Origin of the sequence: Paraburkholderia sp. HP33-1, assembly GCF_021390595.1 — a bacterium.
Lineage (GTDB): Bacteria > Pseudomonadota > Gammaproteobacteria > Burkholderiales > Burkholderiaceae > Paraburkholderia.
On sequence record NZ_JAJEJR010000001.1, the window covers coordinates 2,370,438 to 2,384,009 of the forward strand.

General features: G+C 63.0%; 13 protein-coding genes and 1 tRNA gene. 8 read left to right on the forward strand and 6 right to left on the reverse strand.

The annotated features are described in order from the left end of the window. Nucleotides 1-9 precede the first annotated feature (9 nt). From L0U81_RS10730 to L0U81_RS10740, 3 genes are all read left to right on the forward strand, one after another. Nucleotides 10-336, forward strand: coding sequence for a hypothetical protein (locus L0U81_RS10730; protein WP_233802467.1), 327 nt, complete (start codon nt 10-12; stop codon nt 334-336). 974 nt (nt 337-1,310) lie between these two features. Further along, nucleotides 1,311-1,619, forward strand: coding sequence for a DUF2288 domain-containing protein (locus L0U81_RS10735; RefSeq protein ID WP_233802469.1), 309 nt, complete (start codon nt 1,311-1,313; stop codon nt 1,617-1,619). Further along, nucleotides 1,616-2,995, forward strand: coding sequence for an MATE family efflux transporter (locus L0U81_RS10740; RefSeq protein ID WP_233802471.1), 1,380 nt, complete (start codon nt 1,616-1,618; stop codon nt 2,993-2,995). Before L0U81_RS10735 ends, L0U81_RS10740 begins: the two co-directional genes overlap by 4 nt. 259 nt (nt 2,996-3,254) lie before the next feature. Here the strand turns inward: L0U81_RS10740 and L0U81_RS10745 are convergent, their stop codons facing one another. Next, nucleotides 3,255-3,422 (reverse strand): hypothetical protein, encoded by a 168-nt coding sequence (locus L0U81_RS10745; protein WP_233802473.1) that lies wholly within the window; start codon nt 3,420-3,422, stop codon nt 3,255-3,257. A 183-nt stretch (nt 3,423-3,605) separates the two neighbouring features. Here L0U81_RS10745 and L0U81_RS10750 point away from each other — a divergent pair, with 183 nt between their 5' ends. The 4 genes from L0U81_RS10750 (at nt 3,606) to L0U81_RS10765 (ending at nt 5,726) form a co-directional block, all read left to right on the forward strand. Next, nucleotides 3,606-3,782 carry a hypothetical protein gene (locus tag L0U81_RS10750; protein WP_233802475.1) on the forward strand — a complete coding sequence of 59 codons (177 nt, stop codon included), beginning with the start codon at nt 3,606-3,608 and terminating at the stop codon, nt 3,780-3,782. Between the two features lie 235 nt (nt 3,783-4,017). Continuing rightward, a tRNA-Pro gene (locus L0U81_RS10755) sits at nt 4,018-4,094 on the forward strand. A gap of 204 nt (nt 4,095-4,298) precedes the next feature. After that, entirely contained in the window at nt 4,299-4,757 is a 459-nt protein-coding gene (locus tag L0U81_RS10760; RefSeq protein WP_233802477.1) for a SixA phosphatase family protein, read from the forward strand. 156 nt (nt 4,758-4,913) lie between these two features. Next, nucleotides 4,914-5,726: a GNAT family N-acetyltransferase gene (locus tag L0U81_RS10765; protein ID WP_233802479.1), complete on the forward strand. Its 813-nt coding sequence runs from the start codon at nt 4,914-4,916 to the stop codon at nt 5,724-5,726. A gap of 93 nt (nt 5,727-5,819) precedes the next feature. On the opposite strand, the gene ppx is transcribed toward L0U81_RS10765, so the two are convergent. Next, a complete protein-coding gene (ppx, locus tag L0U81_RS10770; RefSeq protein WP_233802481.1) occupies nt 5,820-7,472 on the reverse strand; it encodes an exopolyphosphatase in 1,653 nt (550 codons plus the stop codon). A gap of 203 nt (nt 7,473-7,675) precedes the next feature. Between ppx and ppk1 the strand changes: the two genes are divergently transcribed. Continuing rightward, nucleotides 7,676-9,739 (forward strand): polyphosphate kinase 1, encoded by a 2,064-nt coding sequence (gene ppk1, locus L0U81_RS10775; protein ID WP_233802483.1) that lies wholly within the window; start codon nt 7,676-7,678, stop codon nt 9,737-9,739. A gap of 119 nt (nt 9,740-9,858) precedes the next feature. On the opposite strand, the gene phoR is transcribed toward ppk1, so the two are convergent. The 4 genes from phoR to pstB all read right to left on the reverse strand — a co-directional run bounded on the left by phoR (nt 9,859) and on the right by pstB (nt 13,562). Beyond that, nucleotides 9,859-11,172 carry a phosphate regulon sensor histidine kinase PhoR gene (gene phoR / locus L0U81_RS10780; RefSeq protein WP_233802485.1) on the reverse strand — a complete coding sequence of 438 codons (1,314 nt, stop codon included), beginning with the start codon at nt 11,170-11,172 and terminating at the stop codon, nt 9,859-9,861. Nucleotides 11,173-11,252: 80 nt separating this feature from the next. Then, entirely contained in the window at nt 11,253-11,954 is a 702-nt protein-coding gene (phoB, locus tag L0U81_RS10785) for a phosphate regulon transcriptional regulator PhoB (RefSeq protein WP_008922879.1), read from the reverse strand. Between the two features lie 26 nt (nt 11,955-11,980). Beyond that, the gene (gene phoU, locus L0U81_RS10790; RefSeq protein WP_233802486.1) at nt 11,981-12,685 is read right to left on the reverse strand and encodes a phosphate signaling complex protein PhoU; all 705 of its coding nucleotides are present in this window, start codon (nt 12,683-12,685) and stop codon (nt 11,981-11,983) included. Between the two features lie 28 nt (nt 12,686-12,713). Then, complete coding sequence (pstB, locus tag L0U81_RS10795) at nt 12,714-13,562, reverse strand: phosphate ABC transporter ATP-binding protein PstB (protein WP_233802488.1); 849 nt, start codon at nt 13,560-13,562, stop codon at nt 12,714-12,716. Between the last annotated feature and the right edge of the window lie 10 nt (nt 13,563-13,572).

Consider the following 13,572-nt stretch of genomic DNA (forward strand, 5'->3'; position numbering starts at 1 on the left):
GAATCTGAAATGAAAAGCCCATTGGCGCGCGTCGCGACGGCTGCAACGATCTGTCTTGGCCTCCTGACGCTCGGCAGCCTCGGCGGCTGCTCGACCACGACCACGATGACCTATCTTCCGAGCGGCGACACCGGTTTCGCAATCAACTGCAGCGGCAGCGACGCCAGCACGAGTTGGGCCGAATGCTACAAGCGCGCGGGCGAGGCCTGCGGCAACTACGGGTACGACGTGGTATCGAAAGACGTCGACAACGGTGCGACGTCGGGCGGCACGATCGGTGGGATTTTCGGCGCGAATGTGAAAAACCGCTCGATGGTGATTCGCTGCAAGCAGTAATGACGGCAGCGCCGCCGACTAGTGACACCGATTAGCGGCGCCGCCAGCGCCCCGAGCGCGGATCGATGCCCGCGGCGAAGCGCAGCAGCAACGCGAGCGCGATCACCCACGCGCCGACAAAGATGATCACCCAGGTCATGAGCCTCGCCCCGAAAAGATAATCCGGCGTCGTCTGCCGCGTATATGAATTCGCGGTGCACACCGCTGCGGCAGGTCTAAACATCCACGCAAGTCCATTAAAAAAAAGCCCGGCACGAAGCCGGGCTAACGGGGGTTCGGCGCATATCGGTAAAGGACCGGTTCACCATGCGCCAGAACGAAATGTAACAACCCGCATTTACACGTGCAATCGATTAATCTTGCAATCAATGTTGCACGCCGTACGGATTCCGCAATCCGTGAATTGAAAATGTCGGAATGAGACCGGCCAAATGCGCCGCCGCCGCAATACTCAATGTGCGAATCCATCCAAACCGGATCGCGCGAACGCCGTATCAGCCAATGTTCCCGGACAATCGGCGGAAAGCCATCCCAAAACAGCAGATGAAAGACATCTGGCCGATTAACACTAATTCATCCGGCATTAAGGTCGCCTTTGGTTGCGGATATTAACTTGGTGCGGAAACGCACGTAACGGATCGGTTAGTCCAGACGATGCTTCCGAATAAGTTGAGATATTGCATCACAACAAATTCGCGAACGGCGAAATACGCAAAATCCACAAATCAACCGACAAACCTGAAACCGCATTCAAACTCCTTTTCAGTTTTAATAAATCGGACGATTAATGGCGGCGGTTAAGTGCGGCACCGCTGGCGAGCCGCCGTCATTGAATCCGCCGGCGTCCAAGTTCAGAATCCGACTCAGCCCGGTTTGGCGCGAAAGACCGCGCACCGCGTTGCGCAAGGTCGCCGCGCGGCCCGCCGGCCCGCGACTTTGGTTTATAGTGACGGCCCCGTCCGCCCCCGCTTACGATGACTTCCAACGACGCCTCCCAGAGCCCCCTCTACGCGAAGCTGCTCGGCGAAACCGCCAAGATCGGCTGGAGCGAACTCGAACGTTTCTTTGCGCGCGGCATGCTGCTGCGCGTCGCGCGCGACCTCGATCTGGTGAGCGTCGCCGAAGCGATCGCCAGCGACAACACCACCCAGGTCGCGCAATGGCTGTCCGCCGGCCTCATCGAGCGCGTGCAGTCGGAGACGGCCGCCGATTTCGCCGCGCGCGACCCCGACCTGTGGGCGGTCGTCGTCTCGCCGTGGGTCTGCGTGCAGGAGCGCTCTTGAGCGACGCCGCGCCCGACGCGGCGAATCCTGAAGCCGCCGCACACCCAGCCAGCACGCCCGCGCTGCCGGCGCGCTGGCACCGGCGGGTGCTCGCGCTCGCGTTTCCGATCGTCCTCGCGAACCTGACGCAACCGATCCTCGGCGCGGTCGATACCGCCGTTGCCGGTCATCTCGACAGCGCGTCGTATCTCGGCGGCGTTGCGCTCGGCGGGCTCTTCTTCAACTTCGTGTTCTGGGGCTTCGGCTTCCTGCGCATGGGCACGACCGGCCTTGTGGCGCAGGCCCACGGCGCGAGCCAGAGCGACGAGCTACGCAACACCGTCGTGCGCGCGCTGCTGATGGCGGCCGCGATCGGCACGCTGGTGCTGCTCGTGCAACAACCGCTGATCAACTACGCGCTACGGCTGATCGGCGGCAGCGACGCCGTGCAGCAGCACGCGCAGGTCTATTGCCACGCGCGCATCTGGGCCGCGCCGCTCGCGCTCGGCAACTACGTGGTACTCGGCTGGCTGCTCGGCACGCAGCGGGTGCGGCTTGCGTTGCTCTCGCAGGTGTTCATCAACAGCGTGAACATCGTCGCGGTGCTGTTGTACGTGTACGCGTTTCATTGGGGCGTGGCCGGCATCGGCGCGGCCACCGCGACCGCCGACGCGCTCGGCTTCGTGCTCGGCCTCGCTCTGCTCTGGCACGGCAGGCCGCGCGGCCTGCCCGCGCTGAATCGCGCCGCTTTGTTCGACGCCGCGGCGCTCAAGCGGCTCGTCGTGCTCAATCGCGACATCTTCGTGCGCACGCTGTGCCTGCTGTCGTCGTTCGGCTGGTTCGCGCATCTTGGCGCGCGGCAAGGCGACGCGACGCTCGCGGCCAACGCGCTGCTACTGAACTTTCAGACCTTCATGGCGTACGGGCTCGACGGCTTCGCACACGCGGCCGAGGCGCTGGTCGGCGCGGCAATCGGCGCGCGCGACCGTCACGCGTTCGCGCAGGCGGTCAAGGTAACCGCGCTGTGGTCGGCGCTCGGCGCGATCGGGTTCGCGTGCGTGTACGGGGGCGCGGGTGCGTGGATTATCGAACAGCTCACCGATCAGGCCGCGGTGCGCGCCGCGGCCGAAACCTATCTGCCGTGGGCGGCGCTGTCGCCGGTGATCTCGGTGTGGGGCTTCCTGCTCGACGGCGTGTTTATCGGCGCGACGCGTACGCGCGAGCTGATGCTGGCGATGGTGGCGTCGCTTGCGGTGTTCGTGGTGGCGTCGTCGGCCTTGCTCGCGTCGTATGGCAATCACGGGCTGTGGGTCGCACTGCTGATCTTCATGGCGACGCGCGGCGTGACGCTCGCGCGTTATTTGCCAGGGGTGTCGCGGGGGATTGCGGCGGCGTAATGCGGCACGCTGCGTTTCGTTGGCGGTTCAGCGGGCCACAGGCGGTTACGGCTTGAAACAAGCGCATACATATCGCCTGACGCGCTCGCCCTAGAATGATCTCAGCCCGTGCTCTCCGCGCGAACAGTTGGCACGGGTCAGAAGCACCGGCGTGCCCGCGCCGGTGCTTCGCATTCCCATTTCCTCGCTTTCCCGGTCGTCTTCACTTCAATGACCTCTTCACGCTGCGCGTTTCGCTGACCGGGCACTCGCGACCGGCTCATTGCGCGTCGGGCGCGGGCACCATCGAGGGCGGCCGATCGTCGGTGGGCACGCCGTGGTAGTCAGCGGGATCGTGTGGGGGAGTGCCGTGATGCGCGGACGGATTGTCCGCACAGCCGGCGACGCCGGCGCACAGTAGCAAGGCAAGAGTCAGAACGCGGGTCATTTTGCAATCGTCTCCGGAACAAAGGGGTGGCGAACGGACGTCCGCCGGCGCGCCGAGAGTCTACCTGCAAAGCACGTTGCGCGACGCCATCACGCGCGCTTGTGGCGCTCCCTTTGCATTTCGTGAGATTTCGGGAGACGTGAGCTACTATGACTTCATGGCTGGACCTATCGGGAGACTGCCATGAACGGTGAATCGATCGCGGGCTTTATCGGGCTCACAATAGGCTTGCTCGTGCTGGTGGCATTGTCGATTTTCGAATCGCGAACCTACCGACGTGAACACGATGGTGAGGGCATGCTGCATCACTGGGCGCATGAGCATCTGCATATGCCGCATTGGAGGCGTCCACGGCATTGACTTGGGAGATATTCGACTCGGATCGAATGGCTTCCAGTCGCGGCACCGGCATGGCTCGATGCCTTAGCTTCGCGTCCGCGTGATGACCGGCGTTGCGGCGCGTAAGCTCGCCGTGTGCAGCGACGTGCGCAACGTCTTTCCAGCTCCCAGCGCACACATCAAACGACAACGCTTCCCTGGCGTCGCACCAAGGGATTGACGCTCCTGCCAGGACCCCCTATACTCTCGGATTCGTCGGAGCGTAGCGCAGCCTGGTAGCGCATCTGATTTGGGATCAGAGGGTCGTAGGTTCGAATCCTATCGCTCCGACCACGAAAAGCAATACGAAACCCGCGAAGCCTCCGGCTTCGCGGGTTTTTGCTTTTTCGGCTCGCGTTTGGCCCATGCGCCCGCCTTGCAATTCATCACGCGTGCATGCGACAGTGCTTGGATACGTACGTCGCTCCGAACACGCGCAAAGCCGATCGCCAACCCGCAGCAACGCCATCCCAAGCCGCTCAGAAAGGAGACTCCCAAATGGACCTGATCCTCTGGCGTCACGCCGAAGCCGAAGATGTCGCGGCGAGCGATCTCTCCCGCGCGCTCACCACGCGCGGCCGCAAGCAGGCGCAGAACACCGCGAAGTGGCTGCGCGCCCGTCTGCCCGACGATGCAGTCATACTCGCGAGCCCCGCCGTGCGCACGATCCAGACCGCCGAGACGTTGAGCGACCAGTATCGCGTCGTCCGCGAGCTCGCGCCCAACGCGAGCGCGGACGATGTCCTCGAAGCGGCCGGCTGGCCCGGCGGCATCGCGCAGACCGTGGTAATCGTCGGCCATCAACCGACGCTCGGCCACGTCGCCGCTCAGTTGCTTGGCGACAGCGGCGCGAGCTGGCCGCTGAAAAAATCCGCCATCTGGTGGATCGAGAGTCGCGAGCGCGAGGGCGAAGCACAGGCAGTGCTGCGCGCCGCGATCAGCCCCGATCTGGTCTGACTTTGCGCGGTCGCACGACGCATCCGGCATGACAGGTGCGCACGCGAGGGCTTACGGGCAGTCATCCAATCGTCATGGCTTTGCCACGCGAGCGTCACCCCGCATTACTACATTGGCGAAAAAAGAAATCCTCACTCTTTTTGACCAGGACCGCCAATGCGAGAACTGCCGACGCCCACCCTGCCCTTCGCCTCGCTCTTCGAATCGCGCCGACTGCCGCGCGCCGAGGAAACGGTTACCGCGCAGCATCGCCTGCAAGTGTCGTGGGCGCGTACCGACGAAGAGCTGCGCGAAGCACAGCGGCTGCGCTACCGTGTATTTGCCGACGAAATGGGCGCTCGCCTGAGCGGCCCCGCCGGTCTCGACGTCGATGCATTTGATTCGTACTGCGATCATTTGCTGGTGCGCGATCTCGACACGCTCAAAGTAGTCGGCACATATCGCGCGCTGCCACCTCATCAGGCCGCGCGCATCGGCCGTCTGTACGCGGAAAGCGAGTTCGACGTGTCGCGTCTTACGCACCTGCGCGCGAAGATGGTCGAGGTCGGCCGCTCGTGCGTGCATCCCGACTATCGCAGCGGCTCGGTGATCATGTCGCTGTGGGCGGGGCTCGGTGCGTACATGAAGCACAATGGCTACGAGACCATGCTCGGCTGCGCGAGCGTCGCGATGGCCGACGGCGGCCACTATGCGGCGAATCTGTATTGCTCGCTGCGCGATAACGCGCTGACCGCGCCCGAATATCGCGCGTTCCCGCATACGCCGCTGCCGGTCGACGAGCTGCAGACGGGCGCCGCCGTCGCGCCGCCGCCGCTCGTGAAAGGCTATCTGCGTCTGGGCGCGAAGATTTGCGGCGCACCGGCATGGGATCCCGACTTCAATACCGCGGACTTTCTGACGCTGTTCCGTCTGTCGGAAATCAATGCGCGTTACGCGCGGCACTTCCTTGGCGATGCGTTGCCCCGATAAGCTGCGCTGAGAGATGAAAAAGCCCTGCATTTGCAGGGCTTTTTTTATTCATGCGCACGCTTCTAACCGACGCGTGCGCCGACTTGGGTCGCATCAATCGTCCGTATAAACCACACGATACGGAATCCCAACTTTCTCCCACTCCGCCGCTTCCTGGATCAGGCTGTAGTCCGTCAACGGATTGTTGGCGACCCACTCGTTGGGCAGACGCACCTCGTAACCGCCATTGGCCTGAGCAACCGTGATGCCGGGCAGGCCGACATCCGCGCGTCGACGGCACAGCAACGCCGCGAGTCGCAGGCAGAACAGCAGCGGCCATTCGACCTCGCGCGTCTGCGACAGTTTGCCTAACTTGCCCGCATGACCGAGCACGAGTGCGGCGAGGCGCGCCTGGTCGGTGCGGGAAAAGCCCGGCATATCGGCGTTGCTCGCGATATACGCCGAATGCTTGTGATACGCGCTATGCGAGATCGACAGCCCGATTTCATGCAGCGAGGCCGCCCAGCCGATGAACATGCGATTTTCCTCGCGGCGTTCTTCGTCCGGCTCAGCGAACTGGTCGTAGAAGCTCGTCGACAGATCGCTGATACGGCCCGCCTGCGGGCGATCGACGCCATAGCGGCGCATGAAGCCCTCGACCGTCACCGTGCGCATGTCCTCGTGCTGCGTACGCCCGAGCAGGTCGTACATGACGCCGAGCCGCAGCGCACCGTCGGTGGTGTCGACGTAATCGATGCCCAGTTCGTCGAACACCGCGATCATGATCGACAAACCGCCCGCGAGCACGGGCACGCGGTCGCTCTTCAGCGCGACCAGTTTCAGCCGGTTCACGTTTTCGGCCTTGATCAGCGCGCGCTTGAGCCGCTCGAGGCCGCCGCGCGAGATGCCGTGGGTCACGCCCGCATCGTTGAAATTGTTCGCCTCGACCAGTTCGGCGAGCGCCCGCGCGGTACCCGACGAGCCGATCGCCTGCTCCCAGCCGGTCTTCTTGTACTCGGCGGAAATGATCTGGATTTCGCGGCGCGCGGCGAGCTCGGCCTGGCGCATCGTGTACTCGTCGACGTTGCCGGCCGGGAAAAACGCGCGGCTATGGCTCACGCAGCCGATATACAGGCTCTCCATCATGATCGGCGTGTAGTGCGAACCGATGATGAATTCCGTCGAGCCGCCGCCGATATCGACGACGAGCCGTTTGCCCGGACTTGCCGGCACCGAGTGCGCTGCGCCCGCATAAATCAGACGCGCTTCCTCGCGCCCCGCGATCACTTCGATCGGAAATCCGAGCGCGGCCTGTGCCTCGCCGAGAAATTCGCCCGCGTTCTTGGCGATGCGCAGCGTATTGGTCGCGACCGCGCGCACGTGGTCCGGATGAAAATCGCGCAGGCGCTCGCCGAAGCGCTTCAGCGCATCCCAGCCGCGCACCTGCGAGGCGCGATCGAGCATCTTGTCACGCGACAACCCGGCGGCAAGCCGCACCGGCTCGCGCAAGGCATCGACCTGATAGATCTGGCTGCCCGCGTCGGTTTCCTCGACCCGGCCCACGATCAGCCGGAAGCTGTTCGAACCAAGATCGACGGCAGCGAGGAGGTGAGGGGTATGTGGCATCGGGTAAGGGTACTCCATGCGCGCGAGCGCGGCGCCTGCGACCGCTGGCGTGGCGGCTGCCGCTGGCACCGCCACGCGCCTGCCCTGCGCCTTCGGGGCATGATGCGTGTCGCGGCCTGCCGCACTGTTCAAAGACGCCATTCTAAGCGTAGCAGCCTTCACAATGTCACCTCGCGGCGCAGGGAGTTCGGTATCGTCGCATAGGTGGTGCGTCATATTGACGACAGAATACGAATACGGCATAAATGTTAAAAACACTGCCGATGTCATCAGGACGTCATCAAATCGTGAGAATTTCCGAGCGTCTTTCTGTCACCATTTCAGACATTCCAATCTCACCGCCGATGTCCGTCCGCTATCCCTTATTGAATCGCGAGCTGGGCATTCTGGGTTTCAACGAGCGCGTACTGGCGCAGGCCGCCGATCCCGCCGTCCCCCTGCTCGAACGCCTCCGTTTTATCTGCATCACCAGCAGCAACCTCGACGAATTCTTCGAAGTCCGTATGGCCGGGCTCCAGGAACAGATGCGCGACAACCCCGGCGCATTGTCGCCCGACGGCATGTCGCTACAGCATGCGTACGACCTCGTGGTCGAGCGTGCGCAGAAGCTCGTGCATCGCCAGTACACGATGCTGCAAGACACGGTGCTCACCGCGCTTGAACAGGAAGGCATCTATTTCCACGGCACCGAAGCATGGAGCGACGCGCAGACCGAATGGGCGCGCAACTACTTCTTCGACGAACTGTTGCCGGTGCTCACGCCGATCGGCCTCGATCCCGCACATCCGTTTCCGCGGGTGCTGAACAAGAGCCTGAACTTCGTCGTCGAACTCGAAGGCAAGGACGCGTTCGGCCGGCAGGCGATGATGGGCATCGTGCAGGCGCCACGCGCGCTGCCGCGCCTCGTGCGCATGCCGCAGGAGCTGTCGGGTTACCCGCATGGCTTCGTGCTGCTGAGCTCGCTGCTCCAACGCTTCGTCAGCGAGCTGTTTCCGAGTCTGGTCGTGCGCAGTTGCAATCAGTTTCGCATCACGCGCAATAGCGAACTGTTCGTCGACGAAGACGAAATCACCAATCTGCGCGTCGCGTTACAGGGCGAACTGCCCGCTCGCCATCTCGGCAATGCGGTGCGGCTCGAAGTGTCGGCGGAAACCCCCGCGCATGTGGTGCAGCGCCTGCTCGACGAAAGCGGTCTGTCGAACAAGGACTGCTACTACGTGAACGGCCCCGTCAATCTGGTGCGGCTGATGCAGCTGCCCGAGATGGTCGACCGGCCGGATCTGAAGTTCGTGCCGCATATTCCGTCGACACCGCCGCAGATCGCCAACAGCGCAAGCATGTTTGACGTGATCGATCAGGGCGACGTGCTGCTGCATCATCCGTACGAGAGTTTCCAGCCGGTGCTCGAGCTGCTGCTGCAGGCGGCCAAGGACCCGAACGTAGTCGCGATCAAGCAGACCATCTACCGGACCGGCACCGACTCGCCGCTGATGGACGCGCTGATGCAGGCCGCACGCAACGGCAAGGAAGTGACGGTGGTCGTCGAGCTGCTCGCGCGCTTCGACGAGGAAACCAATATCAATTGGGCCTCGCAGCTCGAAGCGGTCGGCGCGCATGTGGTCTACGGCGTGGTCGGCCACAAGTGCCACGCGAAGATGATGCTGATCGTGCGACGCGTGTCGACGAACGGCAAATCGACGCTCAAGCGTTATGTGCACCTCGGCACCGGCAACTATCATCCGCGCACCGCGCGCCTCTATACCGACTTCGGTCTGATGACCGCCGATCAGAAAATCTGCGAGGACGTGCACCACGTGTTCCAGCAGCTGACCGGCATCGGCGGCGAGCTGAAGTTGCACGAGCTGTGGCAGTCGCCGTTCACGCTGCATCCCAAACTCGTCGACGCGATCCGCAAGGAAGCCGAGCATGCGCGTGCGGGCAGGAAGGCGCGCATCGTCGCGAAGATGAACGCGCTGCTCGAACCGACGGTGATCGCCGAGCTGTACGAAGCATCGCAGGCCGGCGTGAAGATCGACCTGATCGTGCGCGGCGTGTGCTCGCTGCAGCCCGGCGTGGCAGGGCTCTCCGAGAACATCACGGTGCGCTCGATCGTCGGACGCTTTCTCGAGCACCATCGCATCTACTACTTCTACGATGGCGGCCAGGAGCAGGTCTATCTGTCGAGCGCCGACTGGATGGATCGCAATCTGTTCCGGCGTGTAGAAGTCGCATTCCCGGTCAACAACCGGCGCCTGAAGCGGCGCGTGATCGCGGAAGGGCTCTCGGCGTTTCTCGGCGACAACCAGTCGGCCTGGTTGATGCAAAGCGACGGTCACTATCGCCGGCGTCGCCCGGGCAAGGCGTCGCGCAATGCGCAGATGAGTCTGCTCGGCAAGTTCTGTACGTAGTCGCCCTCGGGTCGGAGTGCTCGCCGCGACGGTGGCCACTCCGACATGAGCGTGCATAAAAAAACCGCCTTTCTCAGGCGGTTTTCTTCATGGATCAGCGTTCTGGCCGACTGCCGCGCTCAAACCTGCGCGGTCTGGCAACGCGCCGTCCGGGACACCGGAAAGCGGACCGTGAACGTGCTGCCGCGCCCTTCTTCGCTCTTCACCTCGAGTTGCGCATCGTGCCGCTGCAGCACGTGCTTGACGATCGCAAGACCAAGCCCGGTGCCGCCCGTGTCGCGCGAACGGCTGCGATCGACGCGATAGAAGCGCTCGGTGAGTCGCGGGATATCGGCGGCCGGAATACCGAGGCCGCTATCGGCAACCGAGAACACCGCATGGCCGCCGTGTGCGCGCCAGCTCACCTTGATCGAGCCGCCATCCGGCGTATAGCGGATCGCATTCGTGACCAGATTGCCGAACGCGCTGAGAATCTCGGATTCGACACCGGTGACCGTCAGCGCTTCATCGGCGTCGAAGACGATCTTGTGATGATCGCTGGAGAGGCTTTGTGCGTCGTCCTGCAGATGCCGCAACACCGCTTGCATGTCGATCATCTGATCGCTCGGCGTCCTGTTGTCGCCCTCGAGCGTCGCGAGCACGAGCAGGTCGCTGACGATATGACGCATGCGCGACGCCTGCTGCTCCATCAGGTCGAGATAGCGCGCCCGCTCGGTTTCGCTCAACGGCAGCTCGCGCATCGTTTCGAGAAAGCCGGACAGCACGGTGAGCGGCGTTTTCAATTCGTGCGATACGTTAGCGACGAAGTCACGCCGCATCGCATCGGTGCGTTCGAGCTCCGTGATGTCCTGCGACAGCACGAGCTTGCGATTGTCGCCGTAAGGAAACACCTGCACCGACAGCACGTTCTGGCGCTTCTCGCCCATGCCGCGCATGATCAGCATTTCCTCGTACCGATGCGAATTCAGATAGCGCACGAAATCCGGATGACGCACCAGATGCGTGATGTGCTGACGCAGATCGCGCTTCGCGTCGAGCCCGAAGTGGCTTTCGGAAATCGCATTGCACCACTCGATCTGATCGTGATCGTCGAGCATCGCGACGCCGTTCGGCGACGCCTGGATCGCCTGGATGAAACGCGAATGCTGCTGCTCGACCTGGCGCACCTGGGCGTGCCAGCGCTTCGCGAGCTTGTGAAGACGGTAGTAGATTTCGCCCCAGATACCGGGGGCGCTCGGCACTTCGCCGTACACCGGCGCGTCGAGCAGACGCCACAGGCGCTGCTTGTGGAAGGTACTGAAGATGCTCTGTGCGAGCAGCATGAGGATCGCGAGAGCGAGGCCCGCCTTGACGTTCACCAGTGCGCCGACCACCGCGCACAGAACAGCAAGCAGCACGACCGACACGATGGAGCGCGCCCAGATGATGTTCATGGTCTAGCGATCGAAGAGAAAATACAGCGCAGGAAGAAGGTGCGGCGGCACAGCGCAACGCACTGCACCGCCGGCGGCTATCAGGCGCTCTTCGCCAGCCGGTAGCCGCTGCCGCGAACCGTTTCAATCATAGCATCGCACCCGGCCGGCTTGAGTGCCGCGCGCAGACGCTTGATATGCACGTCGACGGTACGCTCCTCGACGAACACGTGATCGCCCCACACCTGGTCGAGCAGTTGGGTGCGACTGTGCACGCGCTCCGGGTGGGTCATGAAGAAGTGCAGCAGACGGAATTCGGTCGGGCCGAGATCGAGCTTGATCTCGCTGCCTTCCGCATGCGCGGCGACGCGATGCGTGGCCGGATCGAGCTTCAGGCCGTTGATCGCGACCACGTCTTCGGTCAGCTGCGGCGCACGGCGGCGCAGCACCGCCTTGATACGCGCCATCAGTTCCTTCGGCGAGAACGGCTTCGTCACGTAGTCGTCGGCGCCGATTTCGAGGCCGAGCACCTTGTCCTGCTCGTCGCCGCGCGCGGTCAGCATGATGATCGGGATATGCTTGGTGCGCTCGTTGTTGCGCAGATCGCGCGCGAACGAAATGCCCGATTTGCCCGGCAACATCCAGTCGAGCAGCACGAGATCGGGTAGCACGTCGCTGATCAGGTTGTGTGCCTGCTCCGCGTTGTACGCGCGAATCGGGCAGTGCCCGGCGTGTTGAAGATTGACCGAAATGAGTTCGGAAATGGCGGGCTCATCTTCAATGACGAGAATGCTGCTGGGCATCGACACCTCTGTTCCTTATCTCTGGATTAGCTGAGCGCTTCGCGTTCGAGCGTGTCGCGCGGCTGATGCCGCACGTCGGTGCCCTTCACGATGTAGATGATGAACTCAGCGATGTTCTTCGCGTGGTCGCCAATCCGCTCGATCGCCTTCGCGATGAACAGGAAGTCGAGGCCGACCGAGATCGAACGCGGATCTTCGGTCATATACGAAATCAGCTTGCGCACGAACGCACGGAATTCCTCGTCGATCGCCTTGTCATCGCGCACGATCTGCGCGGCGGCGACCGTGTCGAGACGCGCGAACGCGTCGAGCGCGCGACGCAGGATCGACACCGCCATCTCGCCGGACAGCTTGATCTCGGCGATGTTGATCGTGCGCGATGCGCCGTCTTCCATCAGGCGCTTGGTGCGCTTCGCGATCTTTTCGGCTTCGTCGCCGGCGCGCTCGAGGTTCGTGATGGTCTTCGAGATCGCGATCAGCAAGCGCAGGTCGCGCGCGGCCGGCTGACGTCGCGCGATGATGTTGCTGCACTCCTCGTCGATCTCGACTTCCATCTTGTTCAGACGATCTTCGGCGGCGATGACCTGCTCGGCGATACCGAGGTCGAATTCGTTGAGCGCCTGCATCGCGTTGATGATTTGCGACTCGACGAGGCCGCCCATTTCGAGCACTTTCGACGAAACGAGGTTCAGGTCGGCGTCGAACTGGCTGGACAGATGTTTGTCGGTCATGTCGTACTCCGTTGTGTTGCCCGGCGAATCAGCCGAAGCGGCCAGTGATGTAGTCCTCGGTTTCCTTGCGGACCGGCTTGATGAAGATCTTTTCGGTGTCGCCGAATTCGATCAGTTCGCCGAGGTACATATAGGCAGTGTAGTCCGAACAGCGGGCCGCCTGTTGCATGTTGTGCGTGACGATCACGACCGTGTAGTCGCTCTTGAGCTCAGCGATCAGCTCTTCGATACGGCCCGTCGAAATCGGGTCGAGCGCCGAGCACGGCTCGTCGAGCAGCAGTACTTCGGGGCGAATCGCAATGCCGCGCGCGATGCACAAGCGCTGCTGCTGGCCGCCCGACAAACCATAGCCGCTCTGGCCGAGTTTGTCCTTCACTTCGTTCCAAAGCGCCGCCTTTGTGAGCGCCCACTCGACGCGGTCGTCCATTTCCGAGCGCGACAGCTTCTCGAACATCTTCACGCCGAACGCGATGTTGTCGTAGATCGACATCGGGAACGGCGTCGGCTTCTGGAACACCATGCCGATGCGCGCGCGCAGCAGCGAAATATCCTGGCGCGTAGTCAGCAGGTTTTCGCCGTCCATCACGATTTCGCCTTCCGCGCGCTGCTCCGGATAGAGCGCGTACATCTTGTTGAAGGTACGCAGCAGCGTGGACTTGCCGCAGCCCGACGGGCCGATGAACGCGGTCACCTTGCCTTCGGGAATCTCCAGATTGATGTTCTTCAGCGCGTGATACTTGCCGTAGAAGAAGTTGAGGTCCTTGACCTCGATCTTGGGACGCGACGGAGTTTGCGCGTGAGCGCTCTGTTCGGGGTCGGAGCCCGCGGGCGCGGCTGTGTGCCCGATCGGATTGAGTTGGGTTTCTGCCATGTTCATCGGATTCGCT

Bases quoted from the DNA above. Each gene is read 5' to 3' on its own strand.
- phoB (WP_008922879.1), bottom strand. From the start codon at position 11,954: ATGCCCAGCAGCATTCTCGTCATTGAAGATGAGCCCGCCATTTCCGAA.
- ppk1 (WP_233802483.1), top strand. From the start codon at position 7,676: ATGTCCGTCCGCTATCCCTTATTGAATCGCGAGCTGGGCATTCTGGGT.
- phoU (WP_233802486.1), bottom strand. From the start codon at position 12,685: ATGACCGACAAACATCTGTCCAGCCAGTTCGACGCCGACCTGAACCTC.
- L0U81_RS10745 (WP_233802473.1), bottom strand. From the start codon at position 3,422: ATGACCCGCGTTCTGACTCTTGCCTTGCTACTGTGCGCCGGCGTCGCC.
- pstB (WP_233802488.1), bottom strand. From the start codon at position 13,562: ATGAACATGGCAGAAACCCAACTCAATCCGATCGGGCACACAGCCGCG.
- L0U81_RS10760 (WP_233802477.1), top strand. From the start codon at position 4,299: ATGGACCTGATCCTCTGGCGTCACGCCGAAGCCGAAGATGTCGCGGCG.
- L0U81_RS10735 (WP_233802469.1), top strand. From the start codon at position 1,311: ATGACTTCCAACGACGCCTCCCAGAGCCCCCTCTACGCGAAGCTGCTC.
- ppx (WP_233802481.1), bottom strand. From the start codon at position 7,472: ATGGCGTCTTTGAACAGTGCGGCAGGCCGCGACACGCATCATGCCCCG.
- L0U81_RS10765 (WP_233802479.1), top strand. From the start codon at position 4,914: ATGCGAGAACTGCCGACGCCCACCCTGCCCTTCGCCTCGCTCTTCGAA.
- L0U81_RS10730 (WP_233802467.1), top strand. From the start codon at position 10: ATGAAAAGCCCATTGGCGCGCGTCGCGACGGCTGCAACGATCTGTCTT.
- L0U81_RS10750 (WP_233802475.1), top strand. From the start codon at position 3,606: ATGAACGGTGAATCGATCGCGGGCTTTATCGGGCTCACAATAGGCTTG.
- phoR (WP_233802485.1), bottom strand. From the start codon at position 11,172: ATGAACATCATCTGGGCGCGCTCCATCGTGTCGGTCGTGCTGCTTGCT.